The organism is Zhongshania aliphaticivorans (genome assembly GCF_902705855.1).
Classification (GTDB): Bacteria; Pseudomonadota; Gammaproteobacteria; order Pseudomonadales; family Spongiibacteraceae; genus Spongiibacter; species Spongiibacter aliphaticivorans_B.
Genome location: NZ_CACSIJ010000001.1, coordinates 334,724 through 357,205, shown reverse-complemented (window position 1 = coordinate 357,205; position 22,482 = coordinate 334,724). Strand labels below are relative to the sequence as shown.

At 48.9% G+C, this 22,482-nt stretch carries 19 protein-coding genes; 12 read left to right on the top strand and 7 right to left on the bottom strand.

Annotated elements, in window-relative coordinates; translation table 11 throughout:
* The first annotated feature begins 62 nt into the window (after window positions 1-62).
* The 7 genes from GVJ32_RS01635 (at window position 63) to GVJ32_RS01605 (ending at window position 6,129) form a co-directional block, all read left to right on the top strand.
* Window positions 63-1,337, top strand: coding sequence for a glycosyltransferase family 4 protein (locus GVJ32_RS01635; RefSeq protein ID WP_200841297.1), 1,275 nt, complete (start codon window positions 63-65; stop codon window positions 1,335-1,337).
* A 119-nt stretch (window positions 1,338-1,456) separates the two neighbouring features.
* Window positions 1,457-2,212, top strand: a complete 756-nt coding sequence (locus GVJ32_RS01630; RefSeq protein WP_159238307.1) for an amidohydrolase family protein — start codon at window positions 1,457-1,459, stop codon at window positions 2,210-2,212.
* 245 nt (window positions 2,213-2,457) lie between these two features.
* On the top strand, window positions 2,458-3,396 hold the full coding sequence (gene cbiB / locus GVJ32_RS01625; protein WP_200841296.1) for an adenosylcobinamide-phosphate synthase CbiB: 939 nt from the start codon (window positions 2,458-2,460) through the stop codon (window positions 3,394-3,396).
* Window positions 3,393-4,436, top strand: coding sequence for an aminotransferase class I/II-fold pyridoxal phosphate-dependent enzyme (locus GVJ32_RS01620; RefSeq protein ID WP_159238306.1), 1,044 nt, complete (start codon window positions 3,393-3,395; stop codon window positions 4,434-4,436). The genes cbiB and GVJ32_RS01620 overlap by 4 nt, the downstream gene beginning before the upstream one ends.
* Window positions 4,437-4,447: 11 nt before the next feature.
* Complete coding sequence (locus GVJ32_RS01615) at window positions 4,448-4,810, top strand: TfoX/Sxy family protein (protein ID WP_159238305.1); 363 nt, start codon at window positions 4,448-4,450, stop codon at window positions 4,808-4,810.
* A gap of 33 nt (window positions 4,811-4,843) precedes the next feature.
* Entirely contained in the window at window positions 4,844-5,170 is a 327-nt protein-coding gene (locus GVJ32_RS01610; protein ID WP_159238304.1) for a BolA family protein, read from the top strand.
* Window positions 5,171-5,175: 5 nt separating this feature from the next.
* The gene (locus GVJ32_RS01605; protein WP_159238303.1) at window positions 5,176-6,129 is read left to right on the top strand and encodes a rhodanese-related sulfurtransferase; all 954 of its coding nucleotides are present in this window, start codon (window positions 5,176-5,178) and stop codon (window positions 6,127-6,129) included.
* Window positions 6,130-6,286: 157 nt separating this feature from the next.
* Here GVJ32_RS01605 and GVJ32_RS01600 read toward each other — a convergent pair whose 3' ends face one another.
* On the bottom strand, window positions 6,287-7,417 hold the full coding sequence (locus GVJ32_RS01600) for a hypothetical protein (protein ID WP_159238302.1): 1,131 nt from the start codon (window positions 7,415-7,417) through the stop codon (window positions 6,287-6,289).
* A 168-nt stretch (window positions 7,418-7,585) separates the two neighbouring features.
* On the opposite strand from GVJ32_RS01600, the gene GVJ32_RS01595 reads away from it, so the two are divergent.
* From GVJ32_RS01595 to GVJ32_RS01585, 3 genes are all read left to right on the top strand, one after another.
* Window positions 7,586-9,337 carry a WS/DGAT/MGAT family O-acyltransferase gene (locus tag GVJ32_RS01595; RefSeq protein ID WP_435808054.1) on the top strand — a complete coding sequence of 584 codons (1,752 nt, stop codon included), beginning with the start codon at window positions 7,586-7,588 and terminating at the stop codon, window positions 9,335-9,337.
* 502 nt (window positions 9,338-9,839) lie between these two features.
* Window positions 9,840-10,886 carry a DUF4917 family protein gene (locus tag GVJ32_RS01590; RefSeq protein WP_159238300.1) on the top strand — a complete coding sequence of 349 codons (1,047 nt, stop codon included), beginning with the start codon at window positions 9,840-9,842 and terminating at the stop codon, window positions 10,884-10,886.
* A 72-nt stretch (window positions 10,887-10,958) separates the two neighbouring features.
* Window positions 10,959-11,159, top strand: a complete 201-nt coding sequence (locus GVJ32_RS01585; protein ID WP_159238299.1) for a transposase — start codon at window positions 10,959-10,961, stop codon at window positions 11,157-11,159.
* A gap of 169 nt (window positions 11,160-11,328) precedes the next feature.
* On the opposite strand, the gene GVJ32_RS01580 is transcribed toward GVJ32_RS01585, so the two are convergent.
* From GVJ32_RS01580 to GVJ32_RS01560, 5 genes are read right to left on the bottom strand one after another with little or no spacing between them, the layout of a single operon-like run.
* The gene (locus GVJ32_RS01580; protein WP_159238298.1) at window positions 11,329-12,717 is read right to left on the bottom strand and encodes a multicopper oxidase family protein; all 1,389 of its coding nucleotides are present in this window, start codon (window positions 12,715-12,717) and stop codon (window positions 11,329-11,331) included.
* A 26-nt stretch (window positions 12,718-12,743) separates the two neighbouring features.
* Window positions 12,744-13,853, bottom strand: a complete 1,110-nt coding sequence (locus GVJ32_RS01575; protein ID WP_159238297.1) for a DUF1513 domain-containing protein — start codon at window positions 13,851-13,853, stop codon at window positions 12,744-12,746.
* Between the two features lie 19 nt (window positions 13,854-13,872).
* Window positions 13,873-15,033 (bottom strand): imelysin family protein, encoded by a 1,161-nt coding sequence (locus tag GVJ32_RS01570; RefSeq protein ID WP_159238296.1) that lies wholly within the window; start codon window positions 15,031-15,033, stop codon window positions 13,873-13,875.
* On the bottom strand, window positions 15,033-16,439 hold the full coding sequence (locus GVJ32_RS01565; protein WP_235035026.1) for a di-heme oxidoredictase family protein: 1,407 nt from the start codon (window positions 16,437-16,439) through the stop codon (window positions 15,033-15,035). Before GVJ32_RS01565 ends, GVJ32_RS01570 begins: the two co-directional genes overlap by 1 nt.
* Window positions 16,440-16,451: 12 nt before the next feature.
* Window positions 16,452-17,717, bottom strand: a complete 1,266-nt coding sequence (locus GVJ32_RS01560) for an imelysin family protein (protein WP_159238294.1) — start codon at window positions 17,715-17,717, stop codon at window positions 16,452-16,454.
* A gap of 180 nt (window positions 17,718-17,897) precedes the next feature.
* Here GVJ32_RS01560 and GVJ32_RS01555 point away from each other — a divergent pair, with 180 nt between their 5' ends.
* The gene (locus tag GVJ32_RS01555) at window positions 17,898-18,770 is read left to right on the top strand and encodes an HpcH/HpaI aldolase/citrate lyase family protein (RefSeq protein WP_159238293.1); all 873 of its coding nucleotides are present in this window, start codon (window positions 17,898-17,900) and stop codon (window positions 18,768-18,770) included.
* Window positions 18,771-19,008: 238 nt separating this feature from the next.
* Here the strand turns inward: GVJ32_RS01555 and GVJ32_RS01550 are convergent, their stop codons facing one another.
* On the bottom strand, window positions 19,009-20,022 hold the full coding sequence (locus tag GVJ32_RS01550; RefSeq protein WP_159238292.1) for a YheT family hydrolase: 1,014 nt from the start codon (window positions 20,020-20,022) through the stop codon (window positions 19,009-19,011).
* A gap of 220 nt (window positions 20,023-20,242) precedes the next feature.
* On the opposite strand from GVJ32_RS01550, the gene GVJ32_RS01545 reads away from it, so the two are divergent.
* Complete coding sequence (locus GVJ32_RS01545; RefSeq protein ID WP_159238291.1) at window positions 20,243-22,393, top strand: TonB-dependent receptor; 2,151 nt, start codon at window positions 20,243-20,245, stop codon at window positions 22,391-22,393.
* Window positions 22,394-22,482 lie beyond the last annotated feature (89 nt).

Below are 22,482 nucleotides of genomic sequence, written 5' to 3'. Positions count from 1 at the left end.
AGACCTAGTTTGATGTCTTTATACTGGCAGCTTTTTCTTGGATGCCATTTCAGAGTAAGACTATGCAGGTTCTAATTATTGGCTATGTCTGGCCGGAACCAAATTCATCCGCTGCAGGGCGGCGCATGATGGATTTGATCAATGTTTTTCAGCGCGGTGGTGCAGCAGTGACATTTGCTAGCGCTGCACAACGTGGCGAGCACAGTGTAGATCTGGAGGCGCAGGGGGTCGCTAGCAAAGATATAGCATTAAACTGTTCTAGCTTTGATCGTTTTGTCAGTGATTTAAATCCGAGTGTTGTTGTTTTTGATCGTTTTTTTACCGAGGAGCAGTTTGCTTGGCGGGTAGAGCGCAGTTGTGAATCGGCGTTGCGTATTCTCGATACCGAAGACTTGCACTGCTTGCGTCACGCTCGTCATCAGGCCTTAAAACAAGGTCGAGAAGTGCAGCGCAGCGATTTATTTAGTGACATCGCGCAGCGGGAGATCGCGGCTATTTGGCGCTGCGATATTAGCCTGATTATTTCTGAGTACGAAATAAATCTTTTGCAAGAGTGCTATGGCGTGGCGCCCGATATATTGCATTATCTGCCGCTACTTTCGAGTCTGCGAGACGAAGATTCGCAGCAATGGTCTGGTTTTGCAGAGCGTGAACACTGTGTTGTTATTGGTAATTTTCGCCATGCTCCAAACTGGGACGCAGTACAGTATTTGCGCGCTTATATTTGGCCAAAAATTCGCAAAACGCTTCCTAATGTTGAATGCCATGTTTACGGTGCCTATCCGCCGCCAAAGGCTCTGCAGCTTCACAATGAAAAACTGGGTTTTTTAATTCAAGGTTGGGCAAAAAGCGCCGTTGATGTGGTGAGTTCGGCGCGTCTGTGTTTGGCGCCGCTGCGGTTTGGCGCTGGACAAAAAGGTAAGTTATTAGAAGCGATGGAATGTGGTACGCCGTCTGTGACTAGCGATATTGGCGCTGAGGCAATGTGCGGCAACATGCCGTGGAGTGGCGCGGTGATAAATGGCGCTCCCTTGTTTTCTGAGCAGTTCGCGGATGAGTTTGCTTCGGCGGCGCTGCGACTTTATCAAAATGAAAATGACTGGCAGTTAGCCCAGGCGAAAGGTAAAAATTTAATTTCTTCACGTTATAGTCGCGATGTGTATTTGCCTAGGTTTATGTCTCGCGTAGACACCTTACTTGAGGATTTAAGTGCCCATCGGCAAAGCCATTTTAATAGTATTATGCTGCGTCACCAGACGCTAAAAAGTCATCAATATATGTCACAGTGGATAGAGGTTAAGGCTCGCCTATCGGCGCTCGACGGCGATGTTTCTTGAGCATTGCTTTTAACGCTTAAATCTGCGAATGTTGATAGGCTTCGCAAAATCCCTAGATCTTAATAATAAACGTTGCTGATACGCAGGCAGTAAATATAGCTGGCGGAGGTGAGAGCGGTATGCAGCACATGATTTTTGATGCCCATTTACACATAATTGACCCCGCATTTCCCTTGGTCAGCAATGACGGCTTTTTGCCTGATGCATTTACGGTTGACGATTATGTTGGCCAAACTGCGTCTTTAGGTGTGGGTGGCGGCGCTGTTGTTTCAGGCTCGTTTCAGAGCTTTGATCAAAGTTATTTAATTACCGCCTTGGAAGCCTTGGGCCCAACTTTTGTGGGTGTAACCCAATTACCATTTTCTGTAAGTGATGAAGATTTACTGATGCTAGGCAGCCACGGCGTGCGTGCGGTGCGATTTAATTTGCGTCGCGGTGGCTCGGAAACCAGCGAGTATCTTTGTGAATTCGCCCATCGAGTTTATGATTTACTTGGTTGGCATATTGAGATTTATGCCGATTGTAATACCCTGGCAGATCTTGCCGATAAGTTGTGTCGCCTTCCCGCTATTAGTATTGATCACCTAGGATTGTCAAAAGCAGGTTTGCNACTGTTGTATCAATTGGCAGAAAGCGGTGCCAGAGTGAAAGCAACAGGGTTTGGTCGAGTTGATTTTGCGGTCAGTCAGGCGATAAAGCGTTTGTTTGAAATTAATCCCGACGCCTTAATGTTTGGCACAGACCTGCCTTCAACCCGTTCACCGCGAGCCTTTAATCCGGTAGATATAGAAATTATAGGCAATGCCCTCGGTGATGCCGCCACTAAAAAAGTACTGTGGGATAACGCTGCTGCATTTTATAGGCTAGGGGTGTAAAGGTGCTTCGNTAAGCGAGTTGACCGTTCTTCTCGAGTTCTTTACAGTCCGCAACACAAAATTCCCGTAAATACCTACGCGCGTCATCTGCAGATTTCTGGCCTTGTATTGCCAGTGTGGTGTATGCCTTTTATTGTTGAGTCAGCTATGTGTTTTCCTGCCATATATATCGTTAATCTCGCATTGCCTGCGAATACGCTGGCGCTTGAAATGTCGAGTGAGCTCAACAAGGCTGCAGTTGAGTAATGATGACTGGCGCGATGTATGTCGCCGTAGTTTGGATTTGCGTTGTGCTGCTAGATCGCATTTTTGGAGAACCCACTCGTTGGCATCCCTTGGTGGGTTTTGGAAATGTCGCCAAACGGATTGAACACGGTTTTAATAACGCAGACCCTAGCTTGCTTCGTCTGCGTGGAGTTCTTGCGTGGAGTGTGGTGGTGTTGCCATGCGTCATTCTAGTGTGGGCTCTCAGTCATTATTTGTCGTTTTTTTATGCGCCAATAGGCTTGGTTTTCGATTGCGCGGTGCTGTACTGGGCTATTGGCTGGCGTAGTTTGTGTGAACATATTCGGCCTATTGGATCAGCTTTAGCTGAGGGAAATATAGAGCAGGCAAGATTGAAAGTCAGTTATATCGTGAGTCGCGATACCACCGCGCTAGACGCAGATCAGGTACTCGCTGCCGGGCTGGAAACCACATTGGAAAACAGCAGTGACGCCTTATTTGCTTCGCTGATTTGGTTTGCCCTAGCTGGCCCTGCGGGGGTGGTATTGCACCGTTTAGCAAATACCTTGGACGCTATGTGGGGATATAAAAACCGCCGTTATCGCTATTTTGGTTGGTGGGCCGCCCGCAGCGACGATGTGCTCAATTTTATTCCCGCTCAGCTCACGGCCTTGGGTTTTAGTGTGTTCGGCCTATCTACACGGGGCTTCCGCTGCTGGTTTGGGCAGGGCTGGCGCTGGAAAAGTATCAATGCTGGTTCAGTTATGGCCAGTGGTGCGGGGGCTTTAAATATTACCTTGGGAGGAGCCGCAAGTTATCATGGCGAAACGGTATTGCGCGCGCCATTGGGTGACGGCGCAAAACCTGTGGCTGAGGATTTGGAACGGAGTATTACCTTGATTAACCGTCTATTGATGGTGTGGATTGTCATCGCTGTAATGATTGGGGGCTTGCATTGAGTGATAGCAACTATCGGCCGCCAATCCACGGCGGTGATCCCCGTCAGTTACCGGCAGCGAACTCAACGCTGCCGATGCTGGATTTGGCCACAGGGATAAACCCTTGGCCGTGGCCGCTAGTAAGCCCGCCGAACGACTGCTACACCACGCTGCCGTATTTTAATGCCGAGTTACAATCCGCAGCAGCGTCGTATTACGGCGTGGCACCGGAGTTGATTTTAGCGACGGCAGGAAGTCAGCCAGTTATTCAGCAACTACCGTATATAGCACCGAAAGGGCGGGTATTACTGCCGGCGGTGGGCTACGAGGAACATCGCTATCGCTGGCAGCGCGCGGGTCACGACATAGTGCTGTTTGAAGGCTATGACCGCGAGGAAATCGCGCGCCAAATTGCCACCGAAAATATTTTGCACATGGTGCTGATTAGCCCCAATAATCCAAGTGCTGATCAATTGGCGATTGAGGATCTTCGCTACTGGCGAAGCGTGTTACCGGCACAGGGGCTCTTAGTGGTTGATCAGGCTTTTGCCGATGCAAACCCTGAAAGTGATGTGTCGGCCTTGGCGGGGGAGCCGGGGATTGTCTTGTTGCGCTCGGTGGGTAAGTTTTTTGGCCTGCCAGGTCTGCGTTTGGGTTTTGTTTTGGCGGAACCATCGCTATTGGCTGAGCTAGATTGTTGCCTTGGGCCGTGGACGGTAAGTGGCGCTGCTCAATGGATAGGTTGTCAGGCGTTGGCAGACAAAACGTGGCAGCGGCAGATACGTGCAAAATTACAGTCCGCATCGACGGCACAGACCGCTTTACTCACAAAGGTTTTCGCCGGCGAGAGAATCCGCTGCGTGAATTCCGCCTTGTTTGTCACGCTAATTATGCCCTTGGCGCAGGCCGAGGCCTTGCAGTCAGCCTGCTATCAGGTCGGTTTGTCGGTACGGGTTTACCGCTGTGGCGATGTTGGCTATATGCGTTGGGGGTTGGCAGTAGATATCACCGTTCTGGCTAAACGACTAAGCCAACTAGATATACGCGCCTTGGCAGCGTAGCGGAGCGCTAAATGGCATCTGATTCGGCATTTATCAATTATTTAATGGATCAGCTGCAATGGCTTGGGCCGGTGACGGGCCGAAGAATGTTTGGTGGTTACGGTGTGTTTTTAGAGGGCTTGATGTTTGGCGTGGTTTTTGAAAATACCTTGTACTTAAAGGTAGATAAAGACAGCCAAGGTGATTTTGAAGCCCTAGGTTTGCCACCATTTACCTACGCGCGTGGCAGTAAAGAGATTGCCCTGTCTTATTACCAAACCCCAGACGAAGCCTTGGATGATAGTGAGATGCTGGTAACGTGGGCAAATCGCGCCTATGCAGCGGCAATACGTTGTGCGGCAGAAAAGTCAAAGAAGCCTGCGAGCCGTGTATAATGTACGCCGATTTGCGGTTGCGGAGTTCATATAATGTCAGTCATACAAGAGAGTATTACCAACAAGCTGGCGGCGGCTTTAAACCCCCTGCATCTTGAGGTGGTTAACGAAAGTCATATGCACAGCGTACCGGCGAATTCTGAAACTCATTTTAAGCTTGTTATTGTTGCCGAAGCCTTCAGCACTAAACGTAAGGTGGCACGCCAGCAGAGTGTGTATCAATTGTTGGCTGAGGAATTGGCCGGCCCCGTTCATGCTCTTGCCATGCACACCTATACCCCAGAAGAATGGCAAAACAGAGCCGCCCCCGCACCGGCGTCGCCAAACTGCTTAGGCGGTAGCAAAAAGGAGCAGGGTTAAAGAAAATGGATCAGTTTGTCGTTGCGGCCTTGTATAAATTTGTCAGCCTTCCTGATTATCACGAATTGCGCGAGCCCTTATTAGAGGTTTGTCTTGCTGCCAGCGTAAAAGGCACCTTGTTACTGGCGGCTGAAGGGGTGAATGGCACTATTGCCGGTTCTCGCGAAGGCGTTGACACCGTGCTTAATTATTTGAGGGCAGACAAGCGCTTAGCGGATTTGAGCCACAAAGAATCCTTTGATAAAGAGCAGCCCTTTTACCGTATGAAGGTAAAGCTCAAAAAAGAAATAGTCACCATGGGGGTCGATGGTATCGATCCCAATGAAGTGGTTGGCAGCTATGTGAAACCTGCAGATTGGAATGCGTTAATTTCTGATCCAGAGGTGCTATTGATTGATACCCGCAATGACTATGAGGTTGAAATTGGCAGTTTCCGCGGCGCAATCGATCCCAAAACTACTAGTTTTAGAGAGTTTCCTGAATACGTTCGCGAGCATTACGATCCTCAGAAACACAAAAAAGTGGCGATGTTTTGCACTGGTGGTATTCGCTGTGAAAAAGCCTCTGCGTTTATGAAGCGCGAAGGCTTCGACGAGGTTTATCACCTAGAAGGCGGCATCTTAAAGTATTTAGAGGAAGTCCCTGAGCAAGAGAGTTTATGGCAGGGTGAGTGCTTTGTGTTTGATAACCGCGTCTCGGTAACGCACGGCTTGGTGACGGGGCAACACGATTTGTGCCACGGCTGTCGGCGGCCTATCAATGCCCTAGACAAACAGAGCGAATTCTACGAGGAGGGGGTGACCTGCCCAGCCTGCTTTGACGTAGTGACTGAAGATCAAAAAAAGCGTTTTCGTGACCGCCAAAAGCAAGTTGAACTTGCGCGCCTGCGCAATGAAGAACATGTTGGCGCGCCGCCGCCAGCTCGCCAGCGTAAATCCCGCACAGAAAATCCCCAATAGTTAGTATTGCGTCACAAGAGGTTCTGGCGCACAGAATCTCTTTGCCGCGTCTATTACATTTGAATTATCTTTTTGTTTTGATTTAAGATTCGACATCATTATCAAAATGAATAACGCTCTATTTTTCAAGAAGATATATCAGATCAGATCGAGACTTTTACATCTGGTGCAGTCTGAGGTAATCGCCATCTAGCCGAATTTTGTTACCTTGCATAATTATGTACTCGCTTTTATTAGTAGGGTACTTGTTAAGAAACTTTATAGCATCGTCGTTTCTAACTACTTTTGCGAAGGTTAGCAGAGATACTCTCCCACCTTGTGAATTTCCGTATAGATCTAAGCTGTATTTTTTTCCATTTTTAAAGTCAGAATATTCCTGCTCAGTTACGCCACTCACTTCAATGCCGTATGTCGAAAGAACATATTCATAGAATTCAGTGTAAGTTTTAGAAGATTTTGCCGCGTCCTCGATCGAAGATGATTTCATTATAGCGTTCTGCCATATGATTCCTAAATTCTTAACATAAGGCGCCTCAGGGTCGAAAAGAGTGTCAGCTTTAAGTGCTCCCTTCTGTTCAAGAAAGGCTAAAATAGGAGTTATTTGATCCATGTTATTCTGAATTGCATCCATAAGAATTGACGGCGTGACGGGCATTAGCTTTTTATGGATGTTATTCAATGAATGACCGGATGCATCCCATTGCTCTAGGTATTTTACATCACCAATCTTCGCCGCCTCTGAAAGATTGTATAGCGACAAATCTAAATTTGAGACGGCATCTTTTATTTCCACTAATTGAGTGACACCTTCACGTTGAGAGAAAAGTTGTTGTTCGTTTACTCCCTTTATCTCACCAAGTTTCACTACTCCTTGACGTTGAACCTCCAGTTGATCTTGTTGTACTTTCAGAATTTTCTCTGAAATTCCTAATTGTTCTTGCAGCGCATCAATTAAAGCGATTTTGTTAGAAAGATAGCCGTTTTGGAATTCCGGGTTTTGATAGGTTCCAAATTGGTATGCGGTAATAGCGGTGGCTAAGAAAAAGCAGATGGCTAATGGAAAATTGAGTAACTCGGCAAAAAAATGGGAGCTATCACGCCATAATGATGGGTATATGAAAGCTTTTATAACAAGAAGAATGCCCGTAATAAAGAAGCTGACTGCGACCCATATGCCTAACATGGATATGGGGGCAAGGACATCCGTGATAATTGCTGAGATAACGGTTAGTGCGGAGCCAAATTGAAATGCGGGCTTAAGTGAACTGTATAATTTAATTATCTGCATTTTAACACTTCCTTGTGAGATTGTTTTCGGCAGTATTTTTGCCAGGTGAAACGGAAAGCGGATTTTGAAATTTAGCGATTACTCGATTTAGATAAAGATTGATCTGAATGTTAGTATCGTGGATATTTGTCCTACATGCTACTTTGATCCCTCGCGAATTGATGTACTATGCTTAATGTGCCCGTCCGCTGGGCCGTTCGGCCTGAACGGCGTAGGGGTGATGATAATAAGAGGAATTATTGCATGAAGCAGCTAGGCGTTCTGGATACCGCATTTATTAACCTAGAGCATCCGAATACTCCCCAACATGTTGGCGGTTTAGGTATTTATGATCCGTCGACAGCACCCGGAGGCTTTGTGCGCTTCAAGGGCGTGATTGCCAATTTTGAACGCCGCTTGCTAAAGCACACTATATTTAGATCAAGATTGCTCAGAGTTCCCGGTAATGTGGACAGACCCTACTGGGTAGAAGACGCCAATTTCGATGTTGAATTTCATATTCGGCATATTGCACTGCCGCAGCCAGGTGACTGGCGTCAGCTTTGTATATTGGTTGCCCGTCTTCACGCGCGACCTTTAGATATGAATCGCCCTTTGTGGGAGGCCTATATCATTGAGGGCTTAGACAATATCCCCGGCGTGCCCAAAGGTGGTTTTGCGATCTACACCAAAATGCACCATTCCCTTGTGGATGGGGCCGGCGGCTCTTCGATTATGTCGGTTATTCATGATTTAGAANCAGACCCTGCCGCGGTGCCGCAGGCGCCAGATGTGGTTACCGTGGATGTAGCCCCCGGGACGATGTATTTAGCCGGTTCTGCGGCGGTAAACAACATTAAAAACAGCGTTAAAATGTTGACCGGCGGTGTTAGCGTGCTGCGTGATTTAGGCAAAATGGCGGTGGGAATGGCGCAGAAGAAAATCCCCATTCCGTCTATTAAATCGCCTCGAACCCGTTTTAACACCCCAGTCGGCCCTTACCGCGTTTTTGAAGCTGCTGAATTTGAGCTGGCCGATGTTAAGTTTTTAAAAGATGCCGCCAAGGTTAAAATTAATGACGTGGTGCTAAGTGTGATCGCCGGTGGTTTGCGGCGCTACTTGGCACATCACAATGAATTGCCCGACGAAAGCCTGTCAGTTTCTATTCCGCTGGATATGCGTACCCGCCGTGGTATGACCGACGAAAACAATCAGGTGGGCTCCGTTTTTGTCGAATTGCATACCAATATTGCCGATCCTTTAGAGCGCCTTGCCGCCGTGTATAAAAGCTCTCAAGAAGCCAAAATATACGGCGAGAACTCGCCGCTGGTGGACGTGCTGCGTTTGGCGGGGGTGATGTCGCCAGCCATTACTACCTCATTAGTTAGTAGCTATGTGAACAATGGTTTAACTCGTCATTTACCGCTGGGTATCAGTTCTGTTGTATCAAATGTCGCGGGACCAAACTTCCCGCTGTATTCCGCTGGCGCGCAAATGGTGCGTTACTACGGTTTGGGCTTGCTTACGCCAGGCGTGGGTTTATTCCATCTGATATTCAGTTCCAACGGTATTATGACCATGTCGATTCTTGGTGATCGTAACGCCATGCCTGATCCCGCGTTTTACCGTGAATGCATAGAACAGTCTTTTGATGAATTACTTGCCGCGGCAAAAAATAGCGCTAATACAGGCAGCGCCGCCAAGCCGGCTTCGGCTCCTGCCAAACGTAGTGCTGCTAAAGCTAGCACCGCAAAAAAAGCCGCCTCGTCATCGGCTCGCTCGGCAAGTGCAAAAAAACCGGCGGTGACCCAAGCCGTTAAAAAGCCGGTTGCCAGAAAAGCCAAAAGCGCCTCATCGGCAAAGGCCTCAGCAAGCGCTAAGGTAAATGGCGCAGTAGCGGATGACGCCAAGGTTGTACCGATAAAAAATACCGTTTCGTAAAGCGATATGTTTCCGCGCTAATCGACATTGAGTAATACAAATAGCCTCGCCATCGCGGGGCTTTTTTATGGGTGAGTTGTTTTTTTCAGCGGTATAGACTCGACTTCCCCGCGCATAACATGGCCACGAATTCACTTATACCATGGCTGAAGCGCCATAATTGCTCAGTCACTGTTTTTGCGTCGTAGAGATAAGTGAACAAGATAGTAGCTCCCATAAATACAATGGTGACTCACCGAACTCGTTGTAATTTCAAAATTACGCGATATGATCAGGGGAAGGAATGCTTGGCAGAAATAAAGGGAATTAGTCTTCGTTTGACCGGCGCTCGTCAATAGCGAGATGGCTACCTCATTAAACTCCCTAGAAATTTCTAAACAAGCTAAAAGCCCGTTCCGTGATAAGGGGCCAAAGTGATATGTGGCCTGGGTCTTTTGAATAAAGCTGTTATATGGTTCATCAGCATTGCGCTTATCGATCACCATCACAAGGAATGTAACTAGTGACACAACTTAGAACCTTTGAAGACTGTATGGCTCAAGCAGGAACAGCCAAAAAGCACTTGATGCTGGGAAATGGTTTTAGCGTTTCACTATTTCCTTCAATATTTAACTACAAGCGACTCGCTGAAAATATTGAATCAGAACGCATCAATATGCTTTTCGATGCTATAGATACTCATGACTTTGAATTTGTTATGAGGCGCCTGCTAGAGGCTGTTGATATAGTGCAGCATTATGACTCATCCGAGGGAATAACAGAGTATATACACGAGGATATCGAGGAACTTAAGAGAACCTTGATACATGTAATCTCAAAATCCCACCCTCCTAAACCCTCAGAAATCACCGACCATCAATATGAAAGTTGCCGCAAGTTTCTCCTAAATTTCGAAAAAGGCAAAACCTACACATTCAATTACGATCTAATTCTATATTGGGTCTTAATGCATTTTAACGACGATAAAGAGCTGAAGCTGCCATGTGATGATGGCTTTCGTTACCCGCACTCCGATGAGTACGTTCCAGACGAAGAAAGGGATACCTCCCTACACTGGGAAATCGGACGAGAAAGTGGTCAAAGCACATATTATATTCATGGAGCAATGCATATATTTAGTGATGGATCAGATATAGAAAAACTGTCTTATGCGAATCTAGGTGTGCCCTTAGCTGAGCAAGTAAAGCAGGCAATTGATCAAGACAGATTTCCTGTATTTATCTCGGAAGGCTCGACTGATCACAAGTTGGCCAGAATAAAGAAGAATGGATATTTATCGCGAACGTTCTCTTCGCTGAAAAGTATTACGGGATACTTATTTATATTCGGTCACTCTATCCGAGATGAAGATGATCATGTCTTTGATTTTATAAATCAGAATAATAGAAATCTAAAAATGTTTATCGGTTTATTTGGGTCTCCATTAGAGCCGCACAATCAGGTTATAATTAATAAAGTTGAAAGGTGGCGTAAATCCCACCCCTTTAAAACATTTGAATTTTATGATTCGTCATCAGTTGATGTGTGGGGAGCCTCATCAAATGCCTAGCGCCTGTGTTCTGCTTGAATGAACCGGATGCTTTAATAAGAGACAATATCCGTCAATTATTGGAGTGTCATCATGGGGCAGAAACGCATTTACAAGCAGTACTATAAAGAATTTAAAGAAGAAGCCGTTGCTTTGATTCGTGATCAGGGCTACTCGGTGGCTGAAGCGTCTATATTATTAGGTGTAGCCAGCAACATACTGTATTGCTGGAAAAATCAACAAGAGCAATTGTCGGCAGGTACTGCGCTTGCTGAAGATGAGAACTCTGCCTGATTTGAGATTTCTAAGCGTGGGCTTACTGCTAGAAGCGTATTAAGTTGAGCTGCGGTAATAGCGGTTTTTTAAGCGTAAGCTGGCATAGCAATCGTGTTTTAGATGACAGCTTACAGCATCAAATTTCTAGCAAAGATGGGCGCCAATACCGGCGCCGTGCCATGAAAATTTAAGCGATGGTGATATAGCCCATTAGGCCGGTTTTCATGTGTTCGATGACGTGGCAGTGAAACATCCACTTGCCAGGGTTGTCGGCGACGAAGGCTATTTTTGCGCGCTCATTTTTCTCCAGCAAAATTGTGTCGGTGTGGAAGGGGGTAATGGTCTTTTTGTCTGACTCCAATACGGTGAAGATCAATCCGTGCAAGTGGATGGGGTGGTGATGCGGTGTGGCGTTGTGGAGTTCGAAAATATACGTTTTGCCAAGGCTCAAGACCGCCAGCGGTTCAGGTAAATGTTGGTGGCTGTGGTCACTCCATGCGCGGCGGTTTATCAACCAGAAGTTGTGGTCTACTTGGCCTTGAGCATCGCTGGGTGATAATGCACCGGCCCACTCAAAAACAAAGCTTAGAGATTCCGCCGAGGCTAATTGGGGGGCAGGGATAGGGTTGACTGGCAGGGCGGGAATACCGGTCTTATTGCTGATTTTTTTCGCTGGTGCGACGGTTTTTAGTCGGCAAATTTCAACACCAAAGCGTCCCTTCATATCGTAAATCGGAATTTCTTTTGCGATTTCGCTTGGGCATATAAAGCCTACATCAAGACGCATACCAGCCCCAGTGGGGTGAACATCTAGTGGCACGGGTTTATCAATCGGGCTGCCGTCTATGGCAATAATTTGGGCGGCGCTGTCTCGCATGCTCAGGTTAAATACCCGAGTGTTGTCCATGTTTAAAAAGCGCAGACGCAGGCGCTCGCCAGCGGGTACTTCTATCGTAGGCTTTTGTAGGCCGTTGACGGTGGCTATGGTGCCGAGGGTTCCATCGCGAAAGGCTTCGCGGGGAATGGATAGGGGTAGATAGCTGCCATCATTTTTGAGGCGCCAATCTTTTAACCCTATTACAACGTCGTGATAGTCCTGCGGTGTTTCTTCTTCAACAATCAGTGCGCCGACCAGTCCTTTGCCGAGCTGCTCCACGCTATTCATGTGGGGGTGATACCAGAAGGTCCCCGCGTCGGGGCAGGTAAATTCATAGAGGAAGCTTTCGCCAGCTTCTACAGGCGGCTGAGTTAGATGGGGTACGCCGTCCATGCTGTTTTTGATGCGGATGCCATGCCAGTGAACAGTGGTGGCTTCATCCAGTTTATTAATGAATAAAACACGCAGTAGTTTCCCCTGTTTGGCGCGAATAACGGGTGCCGGAAACTGGCCGTTAAAACCGAGAATGTCGCTGTCGCCGCCCTTGGCGATACGCGCTTTTGCCGGTTCTGCGGTAAGAATGTAGTCGTACTCTGCCTTGCTTGCTTCGTCTGCAGAGCCCATCGCTAAGCTCAGCGTAGGAAAGCAGGCGCCGGCAAAACCTGCGGCACCCGTTTTTAACAGTGTTCTGCGTTTCATATATTCTCCAGCTACCTTGTCGGGGCTTAAACGAGCAGGCTTAGATGGTTGTCCCATTGGGTGCCGGCACTATAGGCAAGCAGCTTTAATTTGCTGTTGCCGGGTTTTAGCGCAAGCAGTTGACCGTCGCCATTACTTAAAATGAACTGCTGATAGGCGGCATCATAAATAGCGCCAGCACAGTCACGGAGCGACCATACCTGTGACAGTGATTGGTTTTGCATATTCCATAGACAGACTAAATTGTCGCGGGGGCAGCTTGTTACCGCCCATGTATTGTGGTCATCAATACAGACACTGGCAATATAGTCGTGTTTAAAGCGCAAAGGCAGTTCATCGGTGCTCATTGCCTTTAATGTTTCGCCCCGGCGGTGGAAATAGACCAGCGCTTGCTCGGAAGGTAGGCGGCCTTGAAACTGGGCGCCAATCAAAACACTGCCGTCACTACCAACGTCTAAATGGCGCAGGCTGAGCTGGAAGTGGGGAGCAGCTACTTTTTCTACAATCCGCTGCGATTCTAAGTCGAGGTAGTGCAGGCCCGGTGCCAAGGTGTCGGGGTTTAATGTTTTACGTCCGCTGGCTGGCAGCGTTTTTATACCGCCGATGGCGATGGCTAGGGTTTTGCCGTCGGGCATTAAGGCCAGTTCGTGGGGGCCGATTCCCTCGCAATCCATATGTCCAAGGCAGCGGTAATTGTCTTCGCAGTCGTAGATCCCAATGCAGCCCGCGCCATCATTATCAACATGATTTTCCGTGGTATAAAGATAGCGGCCGTCCACGCTTAGGCAGCCGTGACCGTAATAGTGGTAGCCGTTTTCACTGATTTTTGTGTGCTGTAATTCGCCGGTTTCGGTGCTGATAATGTAGAGTTCGCGACCGGGGCGTCGGGAGAAAAAGAGTAATTCTTTCCGCCGGCGATGATAGAGGCTGTCGTGGCCGCGATGGGAAATCGGCTGGGAATATTGCCAGCCGGAATCTCGCCAAACACCAATACGGTTGCCACTTGGTTCGGTTGCCGCAGACAGCACAGGGCTAAACTCGGCACTTGCTTGCTCATTCGCTGGGGAGCTTGCAAATAGAGAACTCGGCGCGCAGAGCAGGGCGCCGGAGCTTATTAAAAATTGACGTCTTTGCATACCAATACCGCCGTTGCTGCTAGTCGCCGTCTTTGGAATTAAAGCCTAAGCTGACACCTAGCGCTGTGGGTAAATCATTTCTTAATAGGGCGAGTAGCTGGCTGAGTTCGCGGTGAAAATCGAGAATTACTTGGCGATGCTCGGGCTTGTTTGCAATATCAAACAAGCTGCCATCAATGGCCGATGCCGCCACGATGCAGCGTTTAAATCCCTCATTAATTTTGTCGCTGAGGGCGGCTTGCTGTTTGTCTTCCCGCAAATAATCGTCCAGACCGTAGCCTGTATTGGCATTGAATATATCTTCGAGGGCACTCAAGTTTGCAATGATCGCTTCTTTTGAATATTGGCTGCGCCACCATTCAAGTTGGTATACCTGCGTTTGTGGCGCGCTGCCTTGGGCCTCGTTATTTGCGCTACTGCTTATTGCGAGGGGCCGTTCTAATTTGTCCCGTTTGATTAATTCAATGCCGGAGACAAGCGTGTCTAATAGATAACCGATGGCGAGATTATCGTCTGAAAACTCGGGGTTGTTTTCGCCGGTTTCACTAAAGGTTGCAAGGTAGTTGCCGCCATCTTTACGCCAGCTGTTATACAAGCCCTCAGCGACGTTTTGCAGATGAGTGCTAACCGCTGTTAATAACTCGCAGCGACGTACGCCCGCTTCGCCGGTGTAGCGTTGTTGAGATCCCGCTTTGCTGTCAAATAATTGATACTCCAGCGACGACAATCCCTGTACTACGACGCTGGCCTCGTCTACGCGTTGCAAGGTGATGGGCTTGCCGTCTTTAAGTAAGGTTTCGACTTTGCGGGCAATGAGGTTTTTCTTGTCTGGCCAGAATTGAATTTTCCACGCTTGGTTGTCGACCATTAGCGGGCCAAACTGAATATTTTGAATGGCGGCCCAATCAATGGTGGCCTGTTTCCATTTGGTATGCAGGGTATCAAATTTCGCCGCTTGATCTGGTGTTTGGCAAAAGTCTGCGCTGGCGTCTGCGAGTTGTTGGCTACTCACGCTGAAGTCTTGATAGTTGCTGATAAAACTTAGCTCGCCGGTTTCTTTAAGTAGTTTGGCACTGGGTGGCGGTGGGCTACATGCGGTGACTGCCGCGAAGCTGCAGGCCAATATTAATGTGCGGCTAGTGTGACCGCGGCGGATTAAATTCATCACTGCAGAAATCATTAAAGTGCCTTTAAAAAATATAGGAGCGTAGTGCGCTCTTGATGTGAAAGTTGAGTAAAGCGGATTTTGCTGTGTTCGGCTTCGCCACCGTGCCAAAGAATTGCTTCGGTGATCGACCGTGCCCGACCGTCGTGAAGTAGCCGAGTATTGTCGGGATTTCTAGCGCGAATGCCAAGCCCCCAAAGTGGCGCGGTACGCCATTCATTGGCGGGGGTTTCATCTGTCGGGTTTTGGTCTGCCAAGGCCGCGCCCATATCGTGTAAAAGTAGATCGCTAAAGGGGAAAATGGTTTCGGTATACCGTGTTGCCGCATTTGATTTTTTTGCGCTGTCGGTGCTAACTAATTGAATAGACGGCAGCCTTGTTTGAAACCTTGGGGTATGGCAAGCCGCGCAAGCGAGTTGTTCAAAAATCTTAAAACCCTGCTGACTTTGTGCATCGTGTGCTGCGGCAGGCACGGCTAAATTGGCAATGTAATTTGTTACTGCGTTAAGTAATTTGTCGCTAATTTCTAAATCAGTATTTGCCGTGGAATAAGCTTGGCAATTGTCACCAGCGCAATTTTGTGGCGAGTGAAGGCTGGAGCTTATGCCCATGTCTTGATGAAAGGCGAGGGCAATTTGTTCGTGCAAGCTGCTCTGACTCGCCTTCCAGCCAAAGCGGCCAATGCGCATTGTGCCGTCTTGCGTCGCGCTGCGGATATTGGCGCGACCAGAGATGCCGTCGCGATTTTTATCGTCGGGATCACTGTTCGCAAGAATGTCTGCGTCACTGATATTGTCTAGCAAGCCCATACCGATCAAGGCGGGCGCCAGCCTTGCCGACACAGAGGCTGCGGTGTTGTCGACGCTAAATTGGCGGCGTTGCAGTTGGTGTTGGTTTCCCTGTGCATCTGTGTGGCTGCTGTTAATTGTCTGCCACGTAATTTGTCCCTCAGGTTTAAAACCTGGAACGGCCATGTCTTGCAATTGCTCGCCATAAAGTGGGGAGGGGGCTGGGAGTCGCAATATGGTGCCGAGGCCTTTTTCAGGTAGTTCACCTTGCCCGTTGCGAACATGGCAGCCCGTGCAGCTATTAGCATTGAATAAGGGGCCGAGGCCGTCTCTGGCGGTGGTGCTGGAGGGGGACGTTACCCAAGCCTGTGTGGCAAAGCTTTTTCCTACCGCCCAAGCCAATTGCTGTTCGCCGCTAAGTTTTGGCTGGGGCGCTTGCAAGCTCCCTTGGCTGCGATTTGAAATAGTGAACGCGCCGCCGGATTGATTGCTAAGAATTAGCGGTGGTGAATCACTTGTCTGACGAAGGCTGATGCTGTCGATTTGTTTGGCTTCACATGCGCTGAGCAAGACCGCTAGCGCGGCGAGTAGCGGGCTCAGCAAGCGCAGGGGGTTGCCATGCTGAGTGCCCACTAAATACAAGGTTTATAGGCCAGTTGCGGTTGGGTCGATATTGAGCGCGGCGGCGGCCTGTTCAATACTGCGGGTTTGCACAACCAGTGCGCTCAAGATGTTACTCAGAATCGCTTCGCCACGCTTATTGCCTTCGGCAATCATCATGTCGAATTTCATGGGCTTGTCTTTTGTTTCAGCGGCTTTGGTTAATACTGTTAGCGCGGTCATGGTTTTGTCTAGTGACTGACGGGTTTGTTTGTCTGTGTCGGCATTGGCTTTGGCGACGAGGGCGCTAAGCGATGGGCCGGAGAGCACGCTACCGTCAAGGCGGCGATATTTGCCTAAGTAAATATTTTGGATACCGAGGCCATTGTAGTAATGAGACCAGTGGGTGTTGTCGCTAAAGCAGTCGTGTTCGTCTTCTGTTGAATTCGCCTCAAGCGCGACCTTGATGCGCTCGCCGCCGAGTTCCCCCAGTGAAAGAGAACCAATGCCGTAGAACATGCGGGCTAAAATGACATCGTCGTTTAATGCGAGTAGTTCGGCACGGTAGTTGTCGTCGATGTTAGGCGCCCACTGCTTCGTCATATATTGCAGGTCTTGGACTAAGACCTCGGTGGCGGCGCGCAGATAGTCGGCCCGTCGATCGCAGTTTTCATGGGTGCATTTATCGTTTGTTAAATAATCTGTGTAGGGGCGTTCGCCTGCGCCAAGCTGCTGGCCGTTGAGGTCTTGTCCCCATAGCAAAAATTCAATGGCGTGGTAGCCGGTGGTGACGTTGGCGGCGGAGCCTCCGAGCTCGTGTAAGCTGCGAAGTAGCTCGGCGTTAATCGTACTGGTGTCGACCACTTCGGTGCCGAGGTTGATACTGGGATTGGCAATAATATTAATATCGCCGCCAATATTGCCAAGGGCGAAGAAGTAATCGTCGGAGACGTAGTCGATCAAACCTTCGTCTAGTGGCCAGTTGTTAAGCTGTCCTTCCCAGTCGTCCACAATCGAATTACCAAAGCGGAAAACTTCACTTTGCTGGTAGGCTTTGCGCGCAGTTTTCCATGCTTCTTGTGCCGCGATGAGTCCTTCTGCACTTGGAGCATTTAAAAAATCATTTATCTTTGCCTGCAAGGCGAGTGCGCTTTTTTCTGCGTCGCCGAAAATAGCGTGAGCCATGTCGGTATAGTGAACGGCTACTGCGTGTTTGTCGTTGCTGCTTGATGTTTGCGGTGCGGCAAAACTAGTAAATGCCAAAGCGAGCAGGCTCAAGGCGAGTAGGAACTGGCGTGACAGAACTGACATGAAAAATCTCCGCAGATCGATAGCGTTGCGGGCATAAAGCCGGGGTCGGTATTCTACCCGTTATTGATAATGATTCGCAATTAATCGCGAGCGAAAAACGCAATATAAGATGTTCCAGTGGGCGCCGCTAGTCGCGATCTGCTGTGTTAGACTTTCGCTTTTATCTAGGAGAAGCCATAGATGGCCGTAAATCCTCGCCGCTCAGTTCTGTATATGCCTGGTTCCAATGCCCGTGCTTTGGAAAAAGCGCGGAGTTTAGATGCCGACGTGCTGATTCTTGATTTGGAAGACGCCGTAGCCCCAGCCCAAAAACAACTTGCCCGTGAGCAGGTGTTGGCGGCAGTGAATGCCGGTGGCTATGGACGCCGCGAATTAGTGGTGCGGGTAAATGGCTTTGACACAGAATGGGGTCGAAAAGATATCGAGGCCTTTGCTAATGCGCCAATATCAGCGCTTTGTTTGCCAAAGGTGGAGTCGGCGGCGGAAATTCATGCGGTTGTGCAGGTGTTACAACAGGCCGGTGCAAGTGCCGATTTAAAACTTTGGGCGATGGCGGAAACGCCACGTGGTATTTTAGCCGTTAATGAGATTGCCGGTGCGCATCCGCGAATGGATGGCATTGTGCTGGGTACGTCAGATTTGGCCAAGGATCTGCGAGTACCGCATACACCACAGCGTTTAGGTATGCTGATCTCGCTGGGTATGTGTGTATTGGCTGCACGGGCCCACGGTATAGATGTGTTTGACGGTGTCCATTTAGATTTAGATGACGAGGCGGGACTGTTATTGGCCTGCGAGCAGGGCGTCGAACTCGGCTTTGACGGCAAAACCCTTATCCATCCCAAGCAAATTGCAGCAACCAATACTGCCTTTTCACCCTCTAGCGAAGCCTTGGCCCGCGCCGAAAAAATTCAAGCGGCATGGCAGGAAGCAGAGGCCGAGGGGAAGGGCGTGGTATTGGTCGACGGCCGCTTAGTAGAAGCGCTGCACGTAGAAGAAGCAGTAAGACTATTGGCTATTGCACAGCAAATCGCTGCTAAAGATGCTGGGTAGTGCGCTTGGCGTAAGAAGTCTGGAAATAGCGGGTAGCACTTCGCATCGCAGGAATGCCGGGTTAGCGTTCCTGACTTAGTTTGGGCGTGAAATGAAAATCGCTGTTTCCCCTAGTTCTAAAGCACCTAGTGAGGCTGTAGAAATACATAAAGACCCCCATAAAGTTCAGCATTTTCGACTATCCGCTTTTTACCAAAAAAAGCGGATACCTTATCGATTAAAAGGCGAGCGCCTCCACCTATTGCGAATGCGCTCCTTTTGCTGGATCACCGCTGGGGTAGCGGTTTAGATTGATAAGTTCTGTAAGGCGCTCGTCCAACCAACTTTCTAGCTGATAGTTTTTCACAAAGCCGCAGTGGCCGCCGTATTGTTTGGTTTCAATGTGCAGGTGTTCATTTGTGGCTAGCCGCGAGAAATCTTCAGCAAGAATAATCGGGTCATCTTGAGTGGCAATGATGTGGGTAGGGGAGCTTAGGGTTTCTAAGGCCGCGCCCGCGATATTGTAAGCCTTAAAATAGTCCTCAACGCTCGTAAACGGGGTGTGGTTTGGAATGAAGTAGCTGTTCATTTCCCGCAGCGTTTTGAGTTTGAGGAGATTGTCTTTGTAGCCTAATTCAGGATACAGGCGGATTTTTTTCTGCAAAGATTTTTGCCATTTCCGCACAAAGTATTTTTCGTAAACCCACCAGCCACTTTCAAGCGCCATCATTGTTTTTGCCGGATCGACTACGGGGCATATGCCTACGGTTTTACTTATCGACAAGCCCGCCTCGTCAGCCTTGGCTGCAACCCGTAGAGCGAAATTACCGCCCAGTGAAAAGCCTGCAAGAAACTGCCATTCGTGGGGGTAGGTTTGGTGGATGGTTTTTATTGCGCCTATGACTTCATCGAGTCGCGCGGAATTAAAGAGTTCGCGGTTTAAGTGGTGGCTGGGGCCATGGTCGCGAAGGTTCAGACGGAATACATCGTAACCGGCTTGGAAGAGTGTTCCCCCCGCAGACAGCATATAGCTAGATTGAGAGCTGCCTTCCCAGCCGTGAATTAAGGTGATTAGCCCTTTGCTGCGTTTGTTTTGAGCGGCGTATTCCCCGAGCAGTTGGTGGCCATCACCACAGTCGAGGATGACGGTTTTGCTGGCATTGATCATCGCCCGAGCTTTGGGATAAATGCGCAGGCGTCGCAGGCCGGTAGAGGCGAGAATGGATTGCGCGTGGGGATTCTGTAAAAGCCCAGTGGGGGCAAAGTCACTCATGTGGATAGTGATGTCCTGTACGTAGAATGAGGCTCTACTTATAGCCTTTGTTTACTGGCTTATGACCTACGTCGTATGGGTGATGTTCCCTAGGCCCGCTTCGCTGCGATTATCTACTGAGCGGTTTCGAACTTCAAATCGTAGATTCGCTGTTCAAATATAAGGTCTGTCATAGGCCCAAAATAACAATAATCGCGTCAGTATGACACGGGAGATAAAAATGACCAATTTAGGAAAAACCGCCTTGGCGCTGGCCATAGCGGCGTCATGTTCAGCATCTATCACGTATGCGCAGGGTGTAGAGGGCAAGGCGCTGAGTCTTGAGGAGGTGCTGGTCACGGCTGAAAAACGTGAAGAATCTTTGCAAGAAACACCTATTTCCATTTTGGCATTTTCTGCAGAAAAATTGGCGCGGTTTGGGGTGACGGATTTAGGTGATATCAGTGGCTTGGCGCCAAACGTAGAGATCACCCCATTCCCAATTAGCCGTAGTTCACTCATCGTATTTATGCGCGGGGTTGGGAATAACGACAGTCAATCGACACAGGATCCTGCGGTCGGTGTGTACCTCGACGGAATCTACATGGCGCGCAGTATTGGTCTTACTAGCGACGTTGCCGACCTTGAGCGCATTGAAGTCTTGCGCGGACCACAGGGTACGCTTTACGGCCGCAATACAACTGGTGGTGCGATCAATTTGATTACTGCTAAGCCCTCTGACGAGGCCGGTATTAGCCAGACGGTGAGTCGCGGTAATCGCGGCTATTGGAAATCCCTCACTAAACTCGAATCCGGTAAAATTGGCGATGTGGCGGCAAAACTGACCTTTATGCGCTCAGCCCACGACGGCTGGGTTAAGAATACTGGTTCGGGTAGAAACTTTGGTGAAGAAGATAAAACTGCGGGTCGCTTTGCCTTGCGCTGGGATGTAAACGATGCGGTGTCGGTGGATTACGCCTACGATTTTTCGGAGATAGATGGCCCACAACATTTTTATCAGCCAATTTCCGGAACCTCGCCTAATCCGGCTGTACCGGCGAACAGTGGTCGCAATGGCAGCGGACAGTGGTTTGGCGGGGTAGAGCCAAGCGAAACCGAAATTAGCGGACACAGTTTAATTATCAGCGCTGAAACCTCGCTGGGTGTGCTGAAGTCAATTACCGCTTATCGCGAATTAAACGAAGTCACAGTGCAGGATTACGATGCCGGTACCCCAGGTTTCCGTGTCAATGTTGATGTAGACCAAGAGCAGATTTCTCAGGAGTTCCAGTTGGTTGGCGATTACGGCTCCGACATCAATTATGTTGCTGGGCTGTATTACTTTAGAGAAACCGGTAATGAGATGGAAAGTGACAACTATGGTGGCTTTCCATTAGAAAACAGACAGATTATCTCTGAGAGTGAAGCGCAGGCGATTTATGGTCAAATAACGTGGTCGCCAGAGTCGCTGGATCACCGCCTAGACCTGACTCTTGGCGGTCGTTATACCGCTGACGACCGTTCGGCTGACAAAAGCAGTATTACCTTTGTTGGTGGGCCGCAGTCGGCAAGTGAAAGTTGGAGTCACTTTAATCCGAGTATTACCCTTGATTACGCGTGGACGGATTCCATAAGCACTTACGGAAAAATTGTTAGTGCCTATAAATCTGGCGGTTTTAATGTGCGCAGCACCGAGGCCGGTTTTCAGCCGCCGTTTGATGAAGAAAATATTATGTCCTACGAGCTGGGGCTAAAATCTACGTGGCTGGATCGCCGGATTAGCTTTAATGCCGCTGCCTTCCATGCCGAATACAAAGACATGCAGTTACAGCAGATTACCAACAACGCCACTATCTTCTTAACCGATGTATTCAATGTGGGTGAGGCGGAGATCGACGGCTTTGAGTTTGACCTGATGGCAGTGCTGGTAGAAGGCTTAACCTTGCAGGCATCCTACGGTTATACCGATGCCGATTTCGTTGAGTATATAGATCAGCGCCCTAGTCAGCCTACCTTCGGTCAAGACGTTTCCGATGGGGCGGTCATGCCTTATGCGCCTGAGCAGTCTTTTACCCTTGGTTTGGATTACGAGAAATCATTAAGCATTGGTGTATTGCAAGCCTCGGTTGATTATAGCTGGCGAGATGAGCGTTACGGAACGGCGTTTAACGACGATTTAGAAGGCTTCTTCTTGGATGATAACGGCATTGTGAATGCGCGCTTGGCACTGAGTGAAATTGACTTGGGCGGTGTTAATCTTGAAGTGGCGGCATGGGGTAGAAACCTAGATAGCGAAGAGTATAAGGTGCATTCGATTAGCTTGGGCACATATCGAAGCGCCTATTTTGGTGAACCGAAAAGTTACGGTATAGATCTTACTTTACGGTTTTAATATCGACGGGCGCGGGCCGCGCTGGCTAAAAGCGAGCGCAGGCTTTAAACGCCATAACGCCGGTGCTTGCACCGGCGTTTTTATGTGTT

Bases quoted from the DNA above. Each gene is read 5' to 3' on its own strand.
- GVJ32_RS01585 (WP_159238299.1), top strand. From the start codon at position 10,959: ATGGGGCAGAAACGCATTTACAAGCAGTACTATAAAGAATTTAAAGAA.
- GVJ32_RS01570 (WP_159238296.1), bottom strand. From the start codon at position 15,033: ATGATTTCTGCAGTGATGAATTTAATCCGCCGCGGTCACACTAGCCGC.
- GVJ32_RS01605 (WP_159238303.1), top strand. From the start codon at position 5,176: ATGGATCAGTTTGTCGTTGCGGCCTTGTATAAATTTGTCAGCCTTCCT.
- GVJ32_RS01635 (WP_200841297.1), top strand. From the start codon at position 63: ATGCAGGTTCTAATTATTGGCTATGTCTGGCCGGAACCAAATTCATCC.
- GVJ32_RS01560 (WP_159238294.1), bottom strand. From the start codon at position 17,717: ATGTCAGTTCTGTCACGCCAGTTCCTACTCGCCTTGAGCCTGCTCGCT.
- GVJ32_RS01600 (WP_159238302.1), bottom strand. From the start codon at position 7,417: ATGCAGATAATTAAATTATACAGTTCACTTAAGCCCGCATTTCAATTT.
- GVJ32_RS01550 (WP_159238292.1), bottom strand. From the start codon at position 20,022: ATGAGTGACTTTGCCCCCACTGGGCTTTTACAGAATCCCCACGCGCAA.
- GVJ32_RS01580 (WP_159238298.1), bottom strand. From the start codon at position 12,717: ATGAAACGCAGAACACTGTTAAAAACGGGTGCCGCAGGTTTTGCCGGC.
- cbiB (WP_200841296.1), top strand. From the start codon at position 2,458: ATGATGACTGGCGCGATGTATGTCGCCGTAGTTTGGATTTGCGTTGTG.
- GVJ32_RS01555 (WP_159238293.1), top strand. From the start codon at position 17,898: ATGGCCGTAAATCCTCGCCGCTCAGTTCTGTATATGCCTGGTTCCAAT.
- GVJ32_RS01545 (WP_159238291.1), top strand. From the start codon at position 20,243: ATGACCAATTTAGGAAAAACCGCCTTGGCGCTGGCCATAGCGGCGTCA.
- GVJ32_RS01575 (WP_159238297.1), bottom strand. From the start codon at position 13,853: ATGCAAAGACGTCAATTTTTAATAAGCTCCGGCGCCCTGCTCTGCGCG.
- GVJ32_RS01610 (WP_159238304.1), top strand. From the start codon at position 4,844: ATGTCAGTCATACAAGAGAGTATTACCAACAAGCTGGCGGCGGCTTTA.
- GVJ32_RS01615 (WP_159238305.1), top strand. From the start codon at position 4,448: ATGGCATCTGATTCGGCATTTATCAATTATTTAATGGATCAGCTGCAA.